General features: G+C 29.1%; 18 protein-coding genes. 13 read left to right on the top strand and 5 right to left on the bottom strand.

The features are described from left to right. The first annotated feature begins 239 nt into the window (after positions 1-239). From CHB63_RS06635 to CHB63_RS06620, 4 genes are read left to right on the top strand one after another with little or no spacing between them, the layout of a single operon-like run. Positions 240-1,904 (top strand): ABC transporter ATP-binding protein, encoded by a 1,665-nt coding sequence (locus CHB63_RS06635; RefSeq protein WP_089377675.1) that lies wholly within the window; start codon positions 240-242, stop codon positions 1,902-1,904. 28 nt (positions 1,905-1,932) lie between these two features. Then, positions 1,933-2,892: a tetratricopeptide repeat protein gene (locus CHB63_RS06630; RefSeq protein WP_089377674.1), complete on the top strand. Its 960-nt coding sequence runs from the start codon at positions 1,933-1,935 to the stop codon at positions 2,890-2,892. Beyond that, positions 2,893-3,669: a DUF4292 domain-containing protein gene (locus tag CHB63_RS06625; RefSeq protein WP_089377673.1), complete on the top strand. Its 777-nt coding sequence runs from the start codon at positions 2,893-2,895 to the stop codon at positions 3,667-3,669. Further along, positions 3,669-4,895: a murein hydrolase activator EnvC family protein gene (locus CHB63_RS06620; protein ID WP_089377672.1), complete on the top strand. Its 1,227-nt coding sequence runs from the start codon at positions 3,669-3,671 to the stop codon at positions 4,893-4,895. The genes CHB63_RS06625 and CHB63_RS06620 overlap by 1 nt, the downstream gene beginning before the upstream one ends. Before the next feature lie 3 nt (positions 4,896-4,898). On the opposite strand, the gene CHB63_RS06615 is transcribed toward CHB63_RS06620, so the two are convergent. Both CHB63_RS06615 and CHB63_RS06610 read right to left on the bottom strand, forming a co-directional pair. Further along, positions 4,899-5,408: an acyl-CoA thioesterase gene (locus CHB63_RS06615; RefSeq protein ID WP_089378115.1), complete on the bottom strand. Its 510-nt coding sequence runs from the start codon at positions 5,406-5,408 to the stop codon at positions 4,899-4,901. A gap of 68 nt (positions 5,409-5,476) precedes the next feature. After that, positions 5,477-6,409, bottom strand: a complete 933-nt coding sequence (locus CHB63_RS06610; RefSeq protein WP_089377671.1) for an HU domain-containing protein — start codon at positions 6,407-6,409, stop codon at positions 5,477-5,479. A 96-nt stretch (positions 6,410-6,505) separates the two neighbouring features. On the opposite strand from CHB63_RS06610, the gene dprA reads away from it, so the two are divergent. Both dprA and CHB63_RS06600 read left to right on the top strand, forming a co-directional pair. Further along, entirely contained in the window at positions 6,506-7,609 is a 1,104-nt protein-coding gene (gene dprA / locus CHB63_RS06605; protein ID WP_089377670.1) for a DNA-processing protein DprA, read from the top strand. A gap of 75 nt (positions 7,610-7,684) precedes the next feature. Next, a complete protein-coding gene (locus CHB63_RS06600) occupies positions 7,685-8,281 on the top strand; it encodes an HAD-IA family hydrolase (RefSeq protein ID WP_217898402.1) in 597 nt (198 codons plus the stop codon). Here the strand turns inward: CHB63_RS06600 and CHB63_RS06595 are convergent. Genes CHB63_RS06595 through mfd form a run of 3 tightly spaced genes read right to left on the bottom strand, consistent with a single transcriptional unit; the run spans position 8,278 to position 12,881 of the window. Continuing rightward, a complete protein-coding gene (locus CHB63_RS06595) occupies positions 8,278-8,646 on the bottom strand; it encodes a hypothetical protein (RefSeq protein ID WP_089378114.1) in 369 nt (122 codons plus the stop codon). The two genes, CHB63_RS06600 and CHB63_RS06595, sit on opposite strands and share 4 nt — an antisense overlap. A 1-nt stretch (position 8,647) precedes the next feature. Next, a complete protein-coding gene (locus CHB63_RS06590) occupies positions 8,648-9,511 on the bottom strand; it encodes a DMT family transporter (protein ID WP_089377668.1) in 864 nt (287 codons plus the stop codon). Continuing rightward, positions 9,501-12,881 carry a transcription-repair coupling factor gene (gene mfd, locus CHB63_RS06585; RefSeq protein ID WP_089377667.1) on the bottom strand — a complete coding sequence of 1,127 codons (3,381 nt, stop codon included), beginning with the start codon at positions 12,879-12,881 and terminating at the stop codon, positions 9,501-9,503. The genes CHB63_RS06590 and mfd overlap by 11 nt, the downstream gene beginning before the upstream one ends. Positions 12,882-12,980: 99 nt before the next feature. Between mfd and CHB63_RS06580 the strand changes: the two genes are divergently transcribed. The 7 genes from CHB63_RS06580 (at position 12,981) to CHB63_RS06550 (ending at position 22,158) form a co-directional block, all read left to right on the top strand. Next, complete coding sequence (locus tag CHB63_RS06580; RefSeq protein ID WP_141107278.1) at positions 12,981-13,424, top strand: tellurite resistance TerB family protein; 444 nt, start codon at positions 12,981-12,983, stop codon at positions 13,422-13,424. A gap of 67 nt (positions 13,425-13,491) precedes the next feature. Further along, a complete protein-coding gene (locus CHB63_RS06575; RefSeq protein ID WP_089377665.1) occupies positions 13,492-13,926 on the top strand; it encodes a tellurite resistance TerB family protein in 435 nt (144 codons plus the stop codon). 159 nt (positions 13,927-14,085) lie between these two features. After that, positions 14,086-14,691 (top strand): hypothetical protein, encoded by a 606-nt coding sequence (locus tag CHB63_RS06570; RefSeq protein ID WP_141107277.1) that lies wholly within the window; start codon positions 14,086-14,088, stop codon positions 14,689-14,691. Positions 14,692-14,744: 53 nt separating this feature from the next. Further along, complete coding sequence (locus tag CHB63_RS06565) at positions 14,745-17,912, top strand: UvrD-helicase domain-containing protein (RefSeq protein ID WP_089377663.1); 3,168 nt, start codon at positions 14,745-14,747, stop codon at positions 17,910-17,912. Positions 17,913-17,944: 32 nt separating this feature from the next. Continuing rightward, positions 17,945-19,138, top strand: coding sequence for a glycine C-acetyltransferase (gene kbl / locus CHB63_RS06560; protein ID WP_089377662.1), 1,194 nt, complete (start codon positions 17,945-17,947; stop codon positions 19,136-19,138). 119 nt (positions 19,139-19,257) lie between these two features. Continuing rightward, positions 19,258-20,619, top strand: coding sequence for an OmpA family protein (locus CHB63_RS06555; RefSeq protein WP_089377661.1), 1,362 nt, complete (start codon positions 19,258-19,260; stop codon positions 20,617-20,619). 174 nt (positions 20,620-20,793) lie between these two features. Then, positions 20,794-22,158 (top strand): OmpA family protein, encoded by a 1,365-nt coding sequence (locus CHB63_RS06550; RefSeq protein WP_089377660.1) that lies wholly within the window; start codon positions 20,794-20,796, stop codon positions 22,156-22,158. Positions 22,159-22,274: the final 116 nt, after the last annotated feature.

Raw genomic sequence — 22,274 nt, 5'->3', positions numbered from 1 at the left:
TTTTAAATTATTCTCTAAAATATTAAAAATTACCAAATATTTAACAAATCTAACTGTTTGTTGTTGAAATTAAGCGTTTTAGATGGCATTTACATACTTTTTTATGGAAAATACATACTGCTGAGTTGTTATTATTGAGTTTATTTTTTACAACTAATTTATTAAAGGAAATATTTTGCTTTTCACTTTTTAAAAGCCATTTATAAAAACGTATTTTTATCAAATATAAAAGCATATGTATGTTAATAGTAAAAAATTTATCAGTTTCATTTAAATCTGATAATGTTATTAATAATATTTCCTACTGTTTAAATAAAAACGAAATTTTAGGAATTGTTGGTGAGTCAGGGAGTGGGAAATCAGTTTCATCACTAGCTATATTAGGGTTATTACCAAAAAAACAAACTAATATTACTGGAGAAATACTATTTGAAGATAAAAATCTTATTTTTTTAAATGATATGCAGTTTAGAGAAATAAGAGGTAATAAAATTTCTATGATTTTTCAGGAACCAATGAGCTCTTTAAATCCAAGTTTAACATGTGGATTTCAAGTATTGGAAATTTTATTGCAGCATAAGAAAATATCAAAATCAGATGCTAAAAAACAAGTAATTGAATTATTTAATAAAGTTAAATTACCAAGAGCTGAAACTATTTTTAATCAATACCCTCATCAGCTTTCTGGTGGTCAGAAACAACGTGTAATGATCGCTATGGCAATTGCCTGTAAGCCCAAAATTTTAATAGCAGATGAGCCAACAACAGCTTTAGATGTAACTGTTCAAAAAGAAATTATAGAGTTGTTAAAAGAGTTGCAGAAGGAAACTGAAATGAGTATTATATTTATAACTCATGATTTAGGTTTGGTTTCAGAAATAGCAGACAATGTTTTGGTTATGTATCAAGGAAAAATTGTTGAACAAGGAAATGCAAAGGAGCTTTTTAAAAAGCCAAAACATAATTATACCAAAGCACTTATAAACTCTAAACCAAGACTAGGAGAGCGATTAAAAAAGTTGCCAACGGTTCAAGATTTTATAAATGAAACAGAAGAGTCTGAAATTTATTCAACTAAACAACGAGAAGAATTTCATTCTAAAATTTACATTAAAAAACCGTTGTTGGAAGTTAAAAACATTTCAACTTATTTTAAATCTGATGGTAATTTCTTTTTTGGAAAACCAACTATAGTTAAAGCGGTTGATGGCGTTTCGTTTCAGCTTTTTGAAGGTGAAACTTTAGGATTGGTTGGGGAGTCGGGTTGTGGAAAAACCACATTAGGGCGTACTATTTTGCATTTAGAAAAAGCAACCAAAGGTGAGTTTTTTTACAAACAAAAAGATGTAACTCAGCTCTCAAAAAAAGAGTTGAAAGAGTTTAGAAGAGAAGTTCAAATAATATTTCAAGATCCGTTTTCTTCTTTAAATCCTAGAATTCCAGTTGGAAACGCAATCATGGAGCCAATGAAAGTTCACGGAATTTTAAAATCAACTTCCGAAAGAAAAAGCTACGTATTTGATATTTTGAAACGTGTTGGATTAGAAGAGGAGCATTTTTATAGATACCCTCATGAATTTTCAGGAGGACAGCGTCAGCGAATAGGAATTGCGAGAACTATTGCTTTAAGGCCAAAATTAATAATTTGCGACGAGTCGGTTTCAGCGTTAGATGTTTCGGTTCAGGCACAAGTTTTAAATTTATTGAACGAGCTAAAAATAGATTTTGGGTTTACGTATATTTTTATATCTCATGACTTGTCGGTTGTAAAATATATGGCAGATCAATTAGTTGTTATGAATAAAGGGAAAATAGAAGAAGTTGGAGATGCAGATGAGGTTTATAAAAACCCTAAAACTGAGTACACACAAAAATTAATTGATGCAATTCCTAAAGGGATTTAATTTCAATAAATTGTATATTGCCGATTAAATGAGTTTTAACAAATTACATATTTTAATAGTTATTGGGATTGGTTTCATTTCCAGTTATTCTTATGCCCAAAAACCAACTTTGGCTGAGAATTCTGATTTAAAATTTCAAACTCATTTTTTTGAGGCATTAAAAGAAAAAGCTGTTGATAATTACTCAAAGGCAATAGAAAGCTTAGAAAAATGTTACCAAATTGATTCAATAAATTTAGCGGTAGAATTTGAATTTTCTAAAAACTACTTGTTGTTAAAAAAGTATTTTGAAGCTGAACTTTTTATAAATAAGGCAATTGAAAAAGATCCGGAAAATATTTATCTTTTAAGTCATAAAGTTTCAATTTTGAAATCACAAAGAAATTATGATGATGCTATTGAAATTCAAAAAAAGATCATTGAAAAAAAACCAACATATTCAGATCAGTTAGTGTTGCTTTATATGCAAAACAGAGATTTTGAAAGCGCAGAGAAATTAATTACAACAATTGAAGAAAACGCGTTATCAACTTCAAGAATTAGAAGATTTAAAGCATATTTAACAAATAGAAAATCAACCGAAAAGAGGAAAATTGAAGCGCTTAAAAAGGGAACTGAAAATAAAGGTATTGAGTTTTTAAAAAATCTATATAAAGAAAATAAGGAATATAAAACCTTGCTTAAAATATTGAAATATGAAGTTGAGAACAACCTTTTTGAACTATTAAATACCGATTGCAAAAACGCCTTAGAATTATATCCAGCTCAACCTTTTTTATATAGGTTAAATGGTTTTGCATTAAATAAGCTTGGAAAATATACTGAAGCAATTGACGTTTTAATAATTGGCATTGATTTTGTGATAGATAATGTTGAGATGGAAGTCGATTTTTACAATCAGTTAATTATTGGCTATGAAGGATTAAATAATAAAAAAGAAGCTTTAAAATACAAACAAAAAGCGGAAAAGTTAAAACAAGTAAATTAAATGAAATTATTTTCAAAAATAGTACTATTAATTTTATTGATTTTTACATCGTGTAAATCAAATAAAAATGTTGTAGATGCAAATAATGTAAATGCAATTTCAACTAAAAAAATTATAAGTAATCACTACAATTCTGATTTTAGCCATAAAACTATAAATGCTAAAATAAATGCAAAATATAGAGACAATAAAACATCAGTTAATTTTAGTATTAAATTACGATTAGAAAAGGATAAAACCATTTGGATGAGTGCAACCAAATTAGGATTTCCAGTGGCTAAAGTAAAAATTACACCAAGTAGAGTTACTTATTATGAAAAATTACAAAGAACTTATTTTGATGGAGATTTTTCTTTACTAAGTAAATGGCTGGGAACAGAATTAGACTATGAAAAAGTTCAGAATATTTTACTTGGGCAGGCAGTTTTAAATTTAAGAAAAGGGAAATACGATTCAAGAATTGATAACAATTTGTATGAAATTAAACCTAAAAAAGACAATGACTTATTTGGGATTTTATTTTTTATGAATCCAAAAAATTTTAAATTAAACAAACAAGAAATTAGAAATCAGGAAAAGGAACAATTATTAACGGTTTCTTATCCAAATTATCAAGTGATTAAAGGAGATCAGTTCCCTGAAAATATTAATATTAGAGCCATAGATCACAAAAAATTAACAACTATAAATATGGAGTATAGAACGGTAGAATTTAATGAAAAATTAACTTTCCCGTTTTCAATTCCAAGTGGATACAAAGAAATTAGTTTAAAATAATGCAGTTTAAATTAGCTTACCTACTTTTTTTATTATCATTATTATTGAGTGTAAATAGTGTTGCTCAAAAATCAAAAAGGCAAGTTTTAGAAGCGCGTCGTGTGCAACTTCAAAAGGATCAGGTTTATATTAATGCCTTACTTTCTAACACCAAAAGAAAAGAAATAAACTTACTAGGTGACCTCAAAGATTTAGACGCAAAAATAAATACCAGAGAAGATTTAATCAATGCAATTGAAAATGAATCTAAAGAACTTAGCAATGAAATCTATTTAAATCAACTGGAAATAAACCAGAATAAACGTGATTTAGAGGCGCTTAAAAAGGATTATGGAAATATGATTTATAAATCATATAAAAGTAAATCTCAAAATAGTAGAATTATGTTTTTACTATCTTCTGAAAACTTTTTTCAGGCTTATAAAAGGTTCCAGTATATGAAACAATATACTTCTTTTAGAAAAAGTCAAGGAGAAGATATTCAAATTAAAACATTAGAATTACAAACTTTAACAGACTCTTTAAAGGTTAAAAAGAATAAAAAAAAGGCACTTTTAGATGAAAAGAAAAAAGAGCAATCTGTTATAGAAAAAGAAAAGAAAGAACAAGAAAGCTTATTAAGCCAGGTAAAACAAAAGGAAAATAAATACAAAAGACAAATTAAGCAATTTGTTAGGGAAGAAAGCAGAATAAATGCTCAAATAGATAAAATAATTAGAGATGCAATTGCAGCTTCTAATAAAAAATCAGATAGCAGGACAAAAACAAGTTCCACAACTTTTGCGTTAACTCCTGAGGCAAAAGAATTAGCGTCTAAATTTGAGTTAAACAAAGGGAAATTAGACTGGCCAGTGGCAAGAGGATTTGTGTCCACCTATTTTGGGAAGCAACCTCATCCAGTTGTAAAAAGTATAACAATACAAAGTAATGGAGTAAGAATAACTACCGATAAAGGAAGTAAAGCAAGAGCAGTGTTTGATGGAGTTGTATTGGCTGTACAAGTTATGTCTGGTAATAAGAAGGCCTTATTAATACAACATGGTAATTACATAACTGTTTATAAAAATTTAGAAAATGTTGTGGTTAGTAAAGGCGATAAAGTAACTACTAAACAAGTAATTGGAACAATTTTTACAGATAAAATTACAGGTAAAACCATTTTAGATTTTGTCTTGTCTAACAATACAAAAATGGAAAATCCAGCTACTTGGATTTATAAAATGTAATAATTAACTAAGAAATAAAGCTCTTAATTCAGTAGCGTCTGAAGGTTTCATTTTACCAGAAAGAATTAAACTTAGCTGTTTTCTGCGCAAAGCGCCTTCAAAACGTTCTTTTTCAAGTTGGGTTTCAGGTTTAATTTGGGGCACTGCAATTGGTGTTCCTGTTCTATCAACAGCTACAAATGTGTATATTCCTTCATTTACTTTTGTGCGTTTCTGAGATTCTCTGTCTTCACTCCAAACATCAACATAAATTTCCATAGAAGATTTAAAAGCTCGAGAAACCTTGGCTTCAATAGTAACAACACTTCCTACAGGTACAGCTTTATTAAAAGCAACGTGATTTACAGAAGCGGTAACAACAATTCTTCTGGAATGACGACGCGCAGCGATACTGCAAGCTCTATCCATACGTGCTAATAATTCACCACCAAATAAATTTCCTAAAGGGTTTGTTTCCCCAGGTAAAACCATATCGGTTAATACAGTTAAAGATTCTTTAGGTGTTTTTACCATGTCTTTTAAATTTTTGGCAAAGATATGGCTATTTTCTGAAAAATATGAAGAAGGTGAAAATTTGAATTTTAGTATTCTTTTACTAACAACCAAGCGTCTTTAGACTCAGTTTTCTTAATAACATTTAATCTATTAATTGCATCGTTTTTAGAGTTGAAACTTTCATATGAAACTTGTGTTAAGTTCCATTTATTCAAACCTAAAATTTTAGCATCAAAACCTTTATCTACTAATTGTTGAAGTTTCTTTTCTGCATTTTCAGGTTCTCTAAAAGCACCAGCAATAATATGATAATTAAAAGTTTCTTTAGTAAGATTTAATGTAATTGTAGGTAAAGGATTGCTAATAACAAAAGTAGCTTCTTGGATAGATTTTTCTACTTTTTGTTGTTGTTGATTCGCTTCAACAATTAAGTTATTATATTCAATTTTTTGATATTCTTTAAATCCAAGTGTTCCTAAAGCAAAAATAATTGCTGCCGCCGCTGCATATTTAATAAAAGCAGGAGTTTTACGTTTCTTCTCTTCGGATGGAAGAATAGGTGCAATAGTTTCTAATTGAGCTACTTTTTCTTTGTAAGTAATGCGTTTAATAGCAGGCGAAACATAAGAACTTAATCCAAAAGAGGATGTTAAATAATTTGTTGAACTGGTTGGTTCAAAAATATAGTTACCGCCTTTATTTAAAGTAAAAGAACCAATATTTTCAACTTCAATCTCTTCATTTTTTAATGAAGATTTCCAAGATTCAACTTCCTTATTAATTATTTCAAGAGCTTTTAAATAGGAGATGTTTTCAGCCGAAGCTATATAATTTGCCAATAATCCATCATTATTTTTCAAATGTGAGTTAAAGGTTAATTGTTTAGAAGGCGCATAAAACGTATGTGTAAAGTGATTTACTTTTGCCGAAATCTCGTTGGATACAAAACCTCCAAAATTTGGTACAATTACACATTCATATCTATATAATAAATCGCTTATGTATTTTGCTATTGTCATCTAAACAAATATAATAGAAAACTAGCCTAAAAATAAAGAGTTGTTACATTTTTTATTAACAATAATTTTATATATTGACATTCAAATTGTTAAAATATGCTTGAAGAAGAATTGTTGTACGTTTTGGCGTTACAGCGCGCAAAAGGTATTGGAGATATCAACGCAAAAAAGCTAATTTCTCACTGCGGAAGCGCAAAAAATGTGCTGAAAGAGAAGCAGCAAATGCTACAAAAAATTAATGGAATTGGATCTTTTGCTACCAAACATTTGTTTGATAATAACAACTTAAAAGAAGCTGAAAAAGAACTCAAATACATTCAAAAAAATAATGTTGAAACTTTTTACTTTGAAGATAAAAAATATCCTGAAAAGTTAAAACACTGTATTGATGGCCCCATATTATTTTTTAAAGATGGTAATTTTAATATTGAACTTCAACCAATAATAAGTATTGTTGGAACACGAAATATTACAAGTTATGGGAGGGATTTCTGTGAAAAATTAATAGCAGACTTAAAACCATACAATCCAATTATTGTTAGTGGATTTGCATATGGAGTAGATATTTGTGCGCACAGAGCAGCCCTTAAAAACGAATTGCAAACTATTGGAGTGTTAGCACATGGTTTTGAGGAAATTTATCCTAAAACTCATAAAAAGTATGTTTCTGATATTAATATAAAAGGAGGATTTATTACTGATTTTTGGCATGACGATGCTTTACAACGAGAAAATTTTTTAAAAAGAAATAGGATTGTAGCAGGAATCTCAGAGGCAACTATTATAATTGAATCTGCAGAAAAAGGAGGGTCTTTAGTAACTGCTGATATTGCGAATTCATATAGCAGAGATGTATTTGCTGTTCCTGGTAGAACCACCGATAATTATAGCAAAGGTTGTAACGATTTAATTAAAAGAAATAAAGCAGCCATTTTAACTTCGGCAATTGATCTAATTGAAATGTTAAATTGGAATTTAGAAGATAAAAAGTTGAAACCCATTCAAAAACAATTATTTGTTGAGTTAAATGAAACAGAACAATTAGTGTATGATTTCTTGTTGAAAAACGGAAAAGAAGTGTTAGATATGATTGCAATTAATTGTAAACTTCCTATTTATCAAGCAACTACAATTTTATTTAATTTAGAAATGAAAGGTGTAGTAAAGCCATTGCCAGGAAAATTATTTGAAGCAGTTTAAATTTTTATTAAGAAATATAAACAATCTTTAAAAAAGGAAATAATAACTGTACTTTTGCGCCTTAAATTAATGAAAATGATTGAAATTTCTAAAAATGTAAAAGGACTTATTTTTGATTTAGACGGAACCGTTGCAAACACCATGCAAAATCATTTTTTGTCGTGGCGCGAAGCTGTTTTACCTTATGGAATTGATTTTAATGCGGAATTATTTAAATCATTAACTGGTAAACCGAGAGGAGCAACCATTTTGAGATTAAATGAATTATTTGGGACGAATATGAATCCTATTATAGTGGGTAAGGTAAAAGGAGAGTCTTTTCAAAAAATGATAAATGAAACCAAAGAAATTTCAATAGTTGCAGATGTAATCAGAAAATATCATACAATTTTACCGATGTCTATTGGGACAGGAAGTACTAAAAATGGCGCGAAAAAAACTTTGGAAGTTATCAAAATGAGTCATTATTTTAATATTGTAATAACTGCAAACGATATTCAAAATCCAAAACCACATCCAGAAACATTTTTAACTTGTGCAGAATTAATGGGTATTGCTCCAAAAGATTGTGTTGTTTTTGAAGATGGTATTTTAGGAATGCAAGCTGCAGAAGAAGCTGGAATGATGGTTGTAGATGTAAATGATTATTTTAAAATGGAATTTACAATTTAAAATTGGCTATTTAATCCAGCTTCCCATTCATCCAAAAACTCTTTAACTTCTTCTAAAAACTCATTAGGTTTTTGAGTACGATTAATAGTTGCATGCAAAACTATTTTTTCTCTTTCAGGAGGGAAACCGGTAGTTATTGTCCAGGACAAAGCATTTGGACAATCTAACAATGTAAACCTAACACCGCCTTTTATTTTATCGTAACTTATTAAAAACGGTCCCCAAAGTGTTGCGCCTTGAAAATTGTTTCCACTTTCTTCAAGAAGAAACATACTTTCGGTAAAATTTTCTAAATGATCAGGAGTAACTTTATCCTGAATAATGGATTCCGTAACTTGTTTATCAATAATTCTGAAAAATTCCATATTAATTATATTTTTTAGATCTGTAACTTTCAATTACAACTGTTGTTAATATTAAAACTCCACCAATAATTGTTTTTGAAGCAGGTATTTCATTTAAAAATAACAAGCCAAATAAAATTCCATAAATAGGCTGGATACTACTCATAATACTTGCCGTACTTATTGAAAAGTTTTTAAAACTCATTACAAATAAAGTGTGGCCAATTGATGTAGTAAATAAAGCCAAAGCAATTAACGCAGACCAATCATTTATATTTGGATTTACTTCAAAAATAAATAAAACTGGCAATAAAACTAATGTTATTATTACCATTTGATAAAACATAAGCATAGAGCCATGATAATTTGCGACTTTCTTTTTCATTAAAATATTTCTAATTGCATAAAAAACGGAAGAAACCAGCCCAAAAAGAATTCCTTTTGTGTAATTATTACTCAAGTCAAATTCAGGTGTTAAAAAATAAATTCCAACCAAAACCACAAAACCTAAAATAACATGCTTATTGTTTAATTTAGTTTTAAAAAACAAGGGTTCTAATAAAGCGGTTACAACGGGATAAGTGAAAAGAGAAAGCATTCCTATAGCTACATTTGACAAATGCAACGCATAAAAATAAGTAACCCAATGAGCTCCAAAAAGTAATCCGCTTATAATAATAGTTGCTAAGTCTCTTTTATGGAGTATTTTTAAATCAATTTTTTTATACCAGCAATAAGACCCTAAAATTATTGCAGCAAAAACACATCGCCACCAAATTGTTATAGGAGGAGGCATTGAAATGTACCTTCCCAATACTCCAGAAGTGCTAACTAACAATACTGCAATATTAAGTTCAATAAGATGGGTAAAATGATTACTTTTCAATAGTAAGTAGTGTGTTTAAGGCTTTTTCAACCGAGTTTATTTTAATAAATGTTAGTAATAATCGCAAGCCAGCTTTGGTTTCTTTTTCTTTCATAACACAAGTGGTTGGATTCTTTTGAACATACGTTAAAACCTTTGTAAAAATAGGAGTATGATAAAATGAACTTTGTTGGTCTGAAACAAAATAACCAATCATTCTATTTTTCTTTAAAATCAATCGTTCAATACCTAATTTTTTTGCAATCCATTTTATACGAACGCTATTTAATAAATCTTCTACCTGAGCAGGAAATTCCCCAAAACGATCTATTAATTCCTGTTCAAAATTCTTTAATTCTTCCTCGGTTTTAAGCTCACTTAATTTATTATATAAATTTAAGCGTTCGGAAATTACATTTACATAATCATCTGGGAACAAAATTTCAAAATCAGTATCAATTTGAATTTCTTTTACATATTCTTTCGGCTCGTCTGATGTTTCTTTATACAAGTCTTTAAACTCGTTTTCTTTTAATTCTTCAATAGTTTCATTCAATATTTTTTGATATGTATCAAAACCAATATCATTTATAAAACCGCTTTGTTCGCCACCTAATAAATCACCAGCTCCACGAATTTCTAAATCTTTCATGGCAATGTTTATACCACTTCCTAAATCGGTAAATAGTGAAATTGCTTCTATTCGTTTTCTTGCATCATCTGTCATCATATGATATGGAGGCGTTATAAAATAACAGAATGCTTTTTTATTTGAACGTCCAACCCTTCCTCTCATTTGATGTAAATCAGACAAGCCAAAATTATTGGCGTTATTTATAAAAATAGTATTTGCATTTGGCACATCCAAACCACTCTCAACAATAGTTGTAGAAACTAATACATCAAATTCATTATTAATAAAAGCAAGCATTAAACTCTCTAATTTTTTACCTTCCATTTGACCATGTCCAATTCCAATTTTTGCATCTGGAACCAAACGTTGTAATAAACCAGCTACTTCTTTAATGTTTTCAATCCTGTTATGAATAAAAAATATTTGTCCACCACGTTGAATTTCATAACGAATAGCATCTCTAATAACTTCTTCATTATAACGAATAACATTGCTTTCAATAGGCACTCTGTTTGGGGGAGGTGTGCTAATTATTGATAAATCTCTAGCAGCCATTAAGCTAAATTGCAATGTTCTAGGGATAGGAGTTGCAGTTAGCGTTAAGGTATCAATATTTTCCTTAATTGTTTTTAATTTGTCTTTTACAGCAACACCAAATTTTTGTTCTTCATCAACAATTAAGAGTCCTAGATCTTTATATTTTATAGATACGTTTGTAAGTTGGTGTGTTCCAATAACAATATCAATAGAACCATCTTCTAACCCCGCCAAAACTCCTTTACGCTGATTTGCAGTTCTAAATCTGTTTAAATAATCTACTGTAACTGGAAAATCTTTTAAACGCTCACTAAATGTTTTAAAATGTTGAAAAGCCAAAATTGTTGTTGGCACTAAAATAGCAACTTGTTTGCCATTATCAACAGCTTTAAAAGCAGCTCTAATAGCAATCTCGGTTTTCCCAAAACCAACATCACCACAAACCAACCGGTCCATTGGTTGTTCACTTTCCATGTCGTTTTTTACATCTTGTGTTGCACTAGATTGATCTGGAGTATCTTCATATAAAAAGCTAGCTTCTAATTCGTGTTGTAAATAACTATCTGGTTTGTATTGGAACCCTTTTTGCATTTTTCTTTTAGCATACAATTCAATTAAATTATATGCAATAAGTTTAATACGTGATTTGGTTTTTTGTTTAAGTTTTTTCCAAACACCAGATCCTAATTTATGCAGTTTTGGAGCTTTACCGTCTTTACCGTTGTATTTTGATATTTTATGAAGAGAATGAATGCTGATGTATAAAATATCACGTTCGCCATACATTAATTTAATGGCTTCTTGTTTTTTCCCTTCAACATCTATTTTTTGAAGCCCACCAAATTTTCCTATACCATGGTCAATATGTGTTACATAATCTCCAATTTCAAGATTGGTTAGTTCTTTTAACGAAATGGATTGCTTTTTCGCATACCCATTTTTAAGTCGGAATTTATGATAACGTTCAAATATTTGATGATCGGTATAACAAATTAATTTATTTTCTACATCAATAAACCCTTGATACAACGGAAAAACAATTGTTTTGTATTCAATTTTTGTATCAACATCATCAAAAATATCATGAAACCTGTCGGCTTGTTTTTGTGAATCACAAAAGAGGTAATTTGTATATCCGTTTTTAGTATTTTGGTGAAAATTTTCAATCAATAAATCGAATTGTTTGTTAAAAGCAGGCTGAGGTTTTGTATTGAAAGTAATTAATTTCTTTTCTGACTGTTTTAGAATTTTTTTATGAGTTTCTGAATCAAGTTCAGAATGTTGAACATTTACAATTTCAACAGATGTAAAATCTTGTAATTGTTTTTTAATTAGTTCACCGTCACAAAATAATTCCTTTGGTTCGGCGTGATTTATTGCGGTTGATAATTTTTTAAATTCGTCCTCTGCTTTGGCAAAAAGTTTGTCTAGCCTATTTGAAAAAAGATCTAGATTTTTTGTAAAAACAACTGTTTTAGAAGAAATATATTTTAAAAAACTCTCACGTTTTTCATCTAATGTTTTATTTTCAACATTAGGCATTATACTAACTTTATTTAATTTTTCAGTTGAAAGTTGTGTTTCAACGTCAAAAGTTCTGATGCTATCCACATCATCACCAAAAAATTCAATTCGATAAGGTTCATCGTGTGAGAATGAAAATACATCAATAATTCCTCCGCGAACTGAAAATTCACCGGGTTCAGAAACAAAATCAACCCTGTTAAAATGATATTCAAATAACACTTCGTTTACAAAATCTAAACTTAAATTATCATTAACACTAACTTTTAATGTGTTTCTATTAAGTTCAGCTTTGGTAACAACCTGTTCAAAAAGTGCATCGGGATACGTTACAATTACAGCTGGTTTTTTTCGTGAATTTAATCGGTTTAAAACTTCAGACCGTAATAATACATTGGCATTATCAACTTCATCAATTTGATAGGGTCTTCGGTAAGAGCCTGGATAAAAAAGTACATCTTTATCATTCAATAATTGTTCTAAATCATTTAAATAATAAGCGGCTTCTTCTTTATCATTAAAAATTAATAAAAACTGTTTATCAACCTTTTTAAAGCTTTCTGAAATAACAAAAGACAATGAAGATCCAATCAAATTCGAAATCTGAATCTGTTGTTTCTCTTTTGATAGAAATTGAACAAATCGTTTTTCAGTTACAATTTGTTCGTAGTAATTAATAATATTTAGTTTACTCAACTATTATAAATTTTGCCAAAGGTAGTATTTTATAAAAAAAAGGAAATAAATTAACAATAATTTCTTAAATTTAGGAGAATGAATTAAAATAATAAAGTTATGATGTCTATTTCCGATTTATACCCAACAGGTTTGCATGAGCAAAATAAGGGACATTTTGCATCTATAGTTAGATTAGCTTTACTTGATAATAACATAAATGCAGAAGAGCATAAATTATTAGAAAGGTTAGCATATAGATTAGATATAACGAAAAGTGAGTTTAAAGAGATTATAAAAAACCCTGATAGTTATCCAATAGACACACCTTTTAGTTATAATGAAAGATTAGAGCATTTATATGATTTAACAAAAATGCTTTTTTTAGATAAAAACCCAACAATAGATAAAACTTCTATGATGGATAGAATAGCAGTTGGGTTAGGTTTTCCAGTTGAAAATGTTAGATTAGTAGTAAAAGAAGCAATTAAGTTCTTTTTAAAAGAGCCTGATATTGAAGATTTTAAAAAAGTAATTAAGAAAGTAAATCCGATTAAACACTAATTTTATTTTTTATAAATTGCGAATATTTTAAGGGATTATCTATATTTGCGGTTAAAAAAATAAAAGCATGGCTGTATCTGATTATAATTTAAGCGGAGAACAAAAAAGAAATATTGAGCATTTTGCAAGTATTGTGGTTTTAGCTTTGGCTGATGAAGTGATTACTGAAGGAGAAGAGAAAATGCTTAAAAGACTAGCAAATCGTTTTCATATATTGGAGGAAAAGTACAATGAAATAATTGAAAACCCTTCTAATTTCCCTATCCATACACCTCATAGTTATAACGAACGAATAGAACGTCTATATGATTTAACCAAAATGATTTATGCAGATGATGAGGTTTCTATTAAAGAAGTTGGTGTTTTAAGAAGAATTTGTGTAGGTTTAGGCTTTCCATTAGATAATGTTGAAAAAGTTGCTAACGAAGCAATTCATTTAGTTTTAAATGACAACGATTTAGAAGATTTTACAAAAGCTGTTAAAAGAGTAAATAAATTTTAATTTAAGTACGTTTTTATAAACCAAATATTTACCCCAAAATAAATATAATTTATTAATAATATTTGCGTTATAAAACATTGGTAATTAACAAACCCCTTGACTATGAAATACGGATTGTTTAAAAATATAATACTATTACTATTTATTAATATGTTGCTAATGAGTAATATATACTCGCAAGACGAATATAATAAATGGGTAGTTGGTATTGGAATAAACGCTGTTGATTACTTTCCAACTCTAAACCCAACACATTACCCTGGCTTTGATGCTTCAAGAGGGAACCAAGATGGGTTTTTTAATGAAATTACAAATGCACAAGATCACTGGAATGTATTTGCTCCCAGAATTAATGTAACTCGTTATTGGAAAAATCGAATATCTTTAGACTTATCAGCTTCAGTAAATAAAATTACAAAATTAGGAGATATTGAAGTTGATGCCATTTCTTATTTTGCAGTAGATGGGAATATTCAATTTTGTTTGGTAAATCCTGAAAACTATTTTACACCTTTCATTTATGCGGGGGGAGGCTATACTTTTGCAGATAGAAGTGGTGGAACTGTAAATGGTGGTATTGGTGGAAATTACTGGTTTAATGAAGCTTTAGGGATTAGTGCTCAAGGAGGGTATAAATATAACTCGCCGGATTTTCAATTAGTTCCACATGTTTTTTACTCATTTAGTATTATAATGAAATTAAACGCTCAAAGACGCTTTTTGTGGAATAACAGAAGACGCTTTAATTGGAGAAATGGAAAATAAGTTTGTTTTTAAACAAGTTTAATTATTGTTAACTTGCGTTATAATTTTTGTAAATGCAAGATCAGATTCCTTTCCAAATATATAGTGCTTCAGCTGGCAGTGGTAAAACATTTACATTAGTAAAAGAATATTTAAAAATTCTTTTAAAAAGTACAAATCCATTTAAATTTCAACAAATTTTAGCGGTAACATTTACCAACAAGGCAGCTGGTGAAATGAAAGAGCGTGTAATTGAAAATTTAAAAACATTTTCAAATTACAAAACAAATGACATGCTTCTTACTATTTGCAAAGAAGCAAACTTAACTAAAGAGGTTGTTTTTGAGAATTCAAAAATAATTTTAAATTCAATATTACAAAATTACTCTGCATTTAATATAACTACTATAGATAGTTTTACTCATAAAATTATTAGAACATTTGCGCATGATTTAAAGCTTCCAATGAATTTTGAAGTTGAAATGGATGCAGAAAGTTTACTGAACGAAGCTGTAGATATTGTTATATCAAAAATAGGAGAGGATAAAGACCTCACAAATTTATTAGTAAATTATTCCATTCAAAAGTTAGATGATGACAAGGCTTGGGATATTTCGTTAGAATTGAAAGATTTTGCAAAAATTATTTTAAATGAAAATCATTCTTCACATTTAAAATCCTTAGGAGAGGTTTCAATAGGTGAATTCAAAAAATTAAAGGAGAAACTTCAAAAAGAAAATAAACAAATTTTAGAAAAATTTAAAGCAATTGGCGTAAATGGGATTAATATTATAAAAGAGAATGGAATTGAAAACAATGAATTTTCATATGGAGATTTACCTAATCATTTTATAAAACTAATTAATCTAAAACATTTAAAACCAGATGAATTAAAATTCGAAGGAAGATTAAATAAGGCAATTGAAGAAAATAAAAATTTATACGCTGGAAAATGCAATGCATCAACAAAACAAATAATTGATGGGTTGTCTGTTGAATTAAAAGAACTTTATTCTAGTTCAAAAGTATTATATAATGAAATTTATGGGGATTATATTTTAAATAGCATTATTGTTGAAAGCTTAATACCTTTGGCGGTTTTAAATTATATAAATACAGCACTTCAGGAATTAAAAAGCGAGAATAATATTTTGTTAAATGCAGAATTTAATCAACTTATAAGTGATACCATAAAGGATGAGCCTGCACCATTTATTTATGAAAGGTTGGGTGAGAAATTTCGATATTATTTTTTGGATGAAATGCAAGATACATCAGAGTTGCAATGGAAAAATTTAATTCCTTTAATTGAAAATGCTATAACATCTGAAAATGAAGTAGGTGAAAAAGGCAAATTGTTGCTAGTTGGAGATGCAAAACAGTCCATTTATAGATGGCGCGGAGGAAATCCAGAACAGTTTATTGCGCTATCTTCAGAAGAAAAAAATGAAAGTAGCAACCCGTTTTTTGTAGACAAGTATTTATCTAATTTAGAAACTAACTTCCGAAGCTATTCAGAAATAATTGAATTTAATAATTCCTTTTTTAAATACATTTCTCAATTTTTAACCAATAAAAATTACTGCAATTTGTATTTTGATGGAAATGATCAAAAAAACAATTCTAATATTGGTGGTTTTGTTCAATTATCTTTTATTGAAAAGGAAAAGGATGATGAAGAAAAGGACTTAGTTTATCCAAAAAAAGTCTTAGAAATTATTCAAAATATAGATCCTTCTTTCCAAAAGAATGAAGCTTGTGTTTTGGTAAGGACAAAAAAACAAGGAATAGCTGTTGCGAATTATTTGTCTGAAAATAAAATTGAAATAATTTCATCAGAAACATTACTGTTAAAAAACAATGAAAAGATAGATTTCATTATTAATTTATTAAATGTTTTTGAGAGCCCGTTAAACAAAGAATACAAAGTTAAATTACTTTATTTTTTATATAATTATTTAAATTTAGAAATTTCAAAACATCAATTTTTAAGTGGTTTTATTGATTTGTCAAATGAGGCGTTTTTTAATGAATTAAAGCAATTCAATCAATTTTTTAATTGTGATGAATTTATTAGAAGTCCTTTTTATGAAAGTTTCGAATACATAATTCGAAGTTTTAACTTGGCTCCGGAGTCTGACTCTGACATTCAATTCTTTTTGGATTTTGTTTTTGAATTTCAACAAAAAAAGCAAGCTTCTATTAATGGGTTTTTAGAAGTATGGGAATTGAAAAAGGACAAATTAAGCATTGTTGCACCTGAAGCTAAAAATGCTGTTAGAATTTTGACAATTCATAAAGCAAAGGGGCTTGAGTTTCCAATTGTTATTTACCCATATGATATTGACATTTATAATCAAATTAAGCCAAAGGTTTGGTATAATTATGAGCAATCAAGCACTATTAATTCTGTTTTAGTCAATTATAGTAATAAGTTAAATTATGTTGGCGACAAGGGTGAATATTTGTTTAATAAACGTAGGGAAGAGTTAGAATTAGATAATTTCAATATTTTATATGTTGCTTTAACAAGAGCTGTAGAGCAATTATATATTGTTTCTGAAAAGAAAACCTCCAGTAAAAATGAAAGTGATATAAAATTTTCATCAAGCTTATTTATTAATTATTTGAAACAACAAGATTTATGGAATCCAGAAAAATTGGATTATACATTTGGAAGTCAAAAACGCTTTAATATTAGTAAAAAAGAGGAAAGTGTAACCACTACTCAAAAAAGCTTTATCTCAAATTCATGGAAAAATCATAATATTTCTATCGTTGCAAATTCATCTTTACTTTGGGATACTGATCAAGGGAAAGCAATTATTTATGGTAATTTAATTCATGAAATCTTATCATTTATTAAAACCAATAATGATATTTATGATGTGGTGCATCAATATTTATTTAAAGGAATTATTACAGAGAATGAAAAAGAAGAAATAATTTATGTTCTTAATAAGATTGTTAATCATAAAGAATTAAGTAAATATTTTAATCAAAACAATAAAGTTTATAATGAGCAGGAGATTTTAACTAATGATAAAAGAATTATAATTCCAGATAGATTAGTTTTTAATGAAAATAAAGTAACAATTATAGATTATAAAACGGGGATTACAAATAATAAATATCATGAACAAATCAATAATTACGGAACTATTTTAGAAGAATTAAACTTTAAAATTGAGAAGAAATTATTGGTTTATATAAATGAGGAAATTACTATTGAAGAAGTTTAAATTATAATAACTTTGTTAAAAACTAATTAAATATGTACGGTAATATAAAACAACATTTACAAAAAGAACTGCAAGAGATTAAAGATGCAGGGTTATATAAATCGGAGCGAATAATTACTTCATCGCAGGATGCTGTAATAAAAATTAGCACTGGAGAAGAAGTGATTAATTTTTGCGCAAATAATTATTTAGGATTGTCAAATCATCCTGAAGTAATTCAAGCGGCTAAGAATACTATGGATACCCATGGTTATGGAATGTCATCAGTTAGATTTATTTGTGGAACACAGGATATTCATAAAAAATTAGAAAATAAAATAGCTGAATTTTATAAAACAGAAGACACGATTTTATACGCCGCAGCTTTTGATGCAAATGGTGGTGTTTTTGAGCCCTTGCTTTCAACAGAAGATGCAATTATTTCAGATTCTTTAAATCATGCTTCAATTATAGATGGAGTTCGTTTATGTAAAGCGGCTCGTTACAGATACAACAACAATGATATGAATTCTTTAGAAGAACAACTCATTGAAGCGAATAAGAACAACCATAGATTCAAAATCATTGTTACAGATGGTGTTTTCTCAATGGATGGCATTGTTGCAAGTTTAGATAAAATATGTGATTTGGCCGACAAATATGATGCAATGGTTATGGTTGATGAATGTCACGCAGCTGGTTTTATTGGTAAAACAGGAAGAGGTACATTAGAATTAAAAAATGTAATGGGTAGAGTTGATATTGTAACTGGAACTCTTGGGAAAGCACTTGGAGGAGCAATGGGTGGTTATACGACAGGGAAGAAAGAAATAATTGAGTTATTACGCCAACGATCAAGACCCTATTTGTTTTCAAACTCGTTAGCCCCTGCCATTGTTGGAGCTTCATTAAAAGTTTTTGAAATGATTTCTCAAGACACTACATTAAGAGATAAATTGGAATGGAATACCAATTATTTTAAAAATGGAATGATAAAAGCTGGATTTGATATTGTTAAAGGAGATTCAGCTATCGTGCCTGTAATGTTATATGATGCTAAACTTTCTCAGGATATGGCTAATTTGCTTTTAAATGAAGGTATATATGTTATTGGATTCTTTTTTCCGGTAGTGCCAAAAGAAAAAGCAAGAATAAGAGTACAATTATCTGCGGCTCATACTAAAAAACATCTGGATAAGGCTCTGGAAGCTTTTATTAATGTGGGTAAAAACTTGAAAATAATTTAGTTTTATTATATAATTGTCCTCTATTTCAGAATATTTTGTAAATTTGCTACAATAGTTGTCTATTGATAACTGTTTTTACTTTAAAAAATAAAAAGAACATTTAATTTAACTTATTGAAAATGAAACATTTAAAAATTGCCATAATGGCTTTGTTATTAATTGCATCCTTTAGCAATGCTAGTGCTCAGGACAAAGAAAATCCGTGGATGTTAACTTTTGGAACGAATGCTATAGATATTAGCACTGCTTCTGATGCAACTTCTGGGTATTTTGGATCATACAAATTTGATGGAAATGACGTTAACGTTATTCCTTGGTTAAGCAGAGTATCTGTTGGTAGATATATCGGAAAAGGTTTTGGTTTAGAATTAGCTGGAGCTATGAATAAAGTTGACAGACCTTGGGGTGCTGGATCAGATGTAACATTTTTTGGTTTAGATTTGAATGTTAAGTATGATTTAAATAATGCATTTGGACAAACGGGATGGTTTGATCCTTTCGTATATGCTGGTCTAGGTGAAAATTGGGTTGGGTCTCAAAATGGTTTAGGTTTAAATTTAGGAGCTGGATTTAATGCTTGGATTAGTGATAATGTGGGAATTAACTTTACTTCAGGTTATAAAAAAGTAAATACTCCAGTTGATTTTAAAATGTTTCAACATTCTATTGGTTTAACTTGGAAATTAGGAAATAAGGATAGAGATGGTGATGGAGTTGAAAATAAAGAAGATAAATGTCCGGATGTTACTGGTTTAGCAGAATTAAATGGTTGTCCAGATACAGATATAGATAAAGATGGAGTAATGGATTGCTGTGATAAATGTCCAGAAGTTCCTGGATTAGCTGAATTTGGTGGTTGCCCTGATACTGATGGAGATGGTACTCCAGATGCAAAAGATAAATGTCCAGAAGTTGCTGGTCCTAAATTATTACATGGATGTCCAGATAAAGATGGCGATGGTACAGCTGATAAAGATGATGCTTGTCCGGATGTATTTGGTCCTAAAACTAATGCTGGTTGTCCTTTTAAAGACACTGATAGTGATGGTGTAATTGACTTAATTGACAAGTGTGTTGAAGTTCCTGGTCCAGCTTCAAATGATGGTTGCCCTGTGGATCCAACTAATGAGGTTATGGATGAATTGAATAGATATGGAAAAACTATTTTATTTGATACTGCTAAAGCAACTTTCAAAGGAGAAGCTATTAATACTTTAGATACTATGGTATCAATACTACTAAGATACCCAGAAACTAATTTCGTTGTTGAAGGACATACAGATAATGTTGGTACAGATAGATCAAACCAATTATTATCTGAAAGAAGAGCATCTGCAGTTAGAGATCATTTAGTATCAAAAGGTGTTAATCCAGATAGACTAAAATATGTTGGTTATGGAGAAAGCAGACCAATTGATTCTAATGATACAGTATCCGGTAGAGCTAATAATAGACGTACTGAAGTAAATATTTCAAATTAATAAATAATATTTATCCTATAAAAAAGTCGCCTGAAAATTAAATTTTTTAGGCGATTTTTTTATAAGAATTTTTTGAAAACTTGTAAATAAAAGCCACTTTTAACAAAAGCGGCTTTTATTTATGATAATTAATTAACTTTGTAATTATAAGAGTATTAATTTAAATTAAAAAAAATGAAAAATATAAAAGTAGTTTTATTTGCACTGATACTTGTTTTAGGTATTAGCACTTTAAAAGCACAAGACAATAACAATCCCTGGTCGATTGGCTTAGGAGTAAATGCTGTTGATTTTTACCCAACCAATCCTGGTTTAGAAGGACATGGGTCTTGGTTAAACGAATTTGTAAATGCAGGAGATCATTTTAATATGGTGCCTTCAATTTCAAAGGTAACAGTGGGAAAATATTTAACAGATGGTTTTAGCATTGAAGCAGCTGGATCTATAAATACAATAAATAAAATCGGGGACAATACGTCAAGTGATGATTCTTATTTCTCATTAGACGGCGCAGTTAAATATGATCTTAATGAGGTTTTTGGAGAAACAGCTTGGTTTGACCCTTATGCATCAGTTGGTGGTGGATATGTTTGGATGGATAATTTTGGAACAGGTACATTTAATGGGGCATTAGGATTTAACTTATGGTTTAATGAAAATTTTGGATTTAATTTAGAGTCTAAATACAAGCATGCTTTTGAAAGTAATATTGTACAACATTTTCAACATTCAGCGGGAATTATAATTAAATTTGGTGGAACTGACAAAGATGGTGATGGTATTTATGACAAAGATGATGCATGTCCAGATGTTTTTGGATTAGTTGAATACAATGGATGTCCAGATGCAGACAATGATGGTGTAATTGATTCTAAAGATGATTGCCCTAATGTTGCAGGTTTAGAATCTCTAAACGGTTGTCCTGATGCTGATGGAGATGGAATTACAGATGCTGATGATGCTTGTCCTAATGATAAAGGTATCAAAGCGAATAAAGGTTGTCCTGATTCTGATGGTGACGGAGTAGTTGACAAGAATGATAAATGTCCTTCAGTTGCAGGGCCAGAAGCAAATAATGGATGTCCTTGGCCAGATACAGATGGTGATGGAGTATTAGATAAAGATGACAATTGTATTAATGTTGTTGGAACGGCTTCAAATAATGGTTGTCCGGAAATTACTGCAGTAGAAGTTGCTAAATTAGAAGACTTATTTAAAACAGTTTATTTTGACACATCTAAAGATTCTTTTAAATCTGAAACTATTGCTAGATTGGATGAAGCTGCTCAAATAATGGCTAAATACCCAACTGCAAAATTTGCAATATCAGGTCATACAGATAGTGTGGGAAATAACGCAAGTAATTTAAAGTTATCAGAAAAAAGAGCAACCGCAGTTAAAAATTATTTAACATCTAAAGGTGTTTCTGGTAATAATTTAACCGCGAAAGGATTTGGTGAGGATATGCCAATTGCTAGTAATAATACAAAATCTGGTAGAGCTGAAAACAGAAGAGTTGAAGTGAAATTAGTTAACTAATAATATTATTATATTTTATAAAAAAGCCATTCTTAAAGAATGGCTTTTTTCATTTTAAAGAATTTTAGTTAAAATAATTTGTAAAAGGTATTCTATATGAATTGCCTTTTATATTT

Origin of the sequence: Lutibacter flavus (assembly GCF_900188355.1) — a bacterium.
Taxonomy (GTDB): domain Bacteria; phylum Bacteroidota; class Bacteroidia; order Flavobacteriales; family Flavobacteriaceae; genus Lutibacter; species Lutibacter flavus.
This window is presented reverse-complemented; position numbering and strand designations above follow the sequence as displayed.

What these genes read in the sequence shown, in the direction of transcription:
- CHB63_RS06635 (WP_089377675.1), top strand. Translation starts at nt 240, where the DNA reads ATGTTAATAGTAAAAAATTTATCAGTTTCATTTAAATCTGATAATGTT.
- CHB63_RS06630 (WP_089377674.1), top strand. Translation starts at nt 1,933, where the DNA reads ATGAGTTTTAACAAATTACATATTTTAATAGTTATTGGGATTGGTTTC.
- CHB63_RS06625 (WP_089377673.1), top strand. Translation starts at nt 2,893, where the DNA reads ATGAAATTATTTTCAAAAATAGTACTATTAATTTTATTGATTTTTACA.
- CHB63_RS06620 (WP_089377672.1), top strand. Translation starts at nt 3,669, where the DNA reads ATGCAGTTTAAATTAGCTTACCTACTTTTTTTATTATCATTATTATTG.
- CHB63_RS06615 (WP_089378115.1), bottom strand. Translation starts at nt 5,408, where the DNA reads ATGGTAAAAACACCTAAAGAATCTTTAACTGTATTAACCGATATGGTT.
- CHB63_RS06610 (WP_089377671.1), bottom strand. Translation starts at nt 6,409, where the DNA reads ATGACAATAGCAAAATACATAAGCGATTTATTATATAGATATGAATGT.
- dprA (WP_089377670.1), top strand. Translation starts at nt 6,506, where the DNA reads ATGCTTGAAGAAGAATTGTTGTACGTTTTGGCGTTACAGCGCGCAAAA.
- CHB63_RS06600 (WP_217898402.1), top strand. Translation starts at nt 7,685, where the DNA reads ATGATTGAAATTTCTAAAAATGTAAAAGGACTTATTTTTGATTTAGAC.
- CHB63_RS06595 (WP_089378114.1), bottom strand. Translation starts at nt 8,646, where the DNA reads ATGGAATTTTTCAGAATTATTGATAAACAAGTTACGGAATCCATTATT.
- CHB63_RS06580 (WP_141107278.1), top strand. Translation starts at nt 12,981, where the DNA reads ATGATGTCTATTTCCGATTTATACCCAACAGGTTTGCATGAGCAAAAT.
- CHB63_RS06575 (WP_089377665.1), top strand. Translation starts at nt 13,492, where the DNA reads ATGGCTGTATCTGATTATAATTTAAGCGGAGAACAAAAAAGAAATATT.
- CHB63_RS06570 (WP_141107277.1), top strand. Translation starts at nt 14,086, where the DNA reads ATGAGTAATATATACTCGCAAGACGAATATAATAAATGGGTAGTTGGT.
- CHB63_RS06565 (WP_089377663.1), top strand. Translation starts at nt 14,745, where the DNA reads ATGCAAGATCAGATTCCTTTCCAAATATATAGTGCTTCAGCTGGCAGT.
- kbl (WP_089377662.1), top strand. Translation starts at nt 17,945, where the DNA reads ATGTACGGTAATATAAAACAACATTTACAAAAAGAACTGCAAGAGATT.
- CHB63_RS06555 (WP_089377661.1), top strand. Translation starts at nt 19,258, where the DNA reads ATGAAACATTTAAAAATTGCCATAATGGCTTTGTTATTAATTGCATCC.
- CHB63_RS06550 (WP_089377660.1), top strand. Translation starts at nt 20,794, where the DNA reads ATGAAAAATATAAAAGTAGTTTTATTTGCACTGATACTTGTTTTAGGT.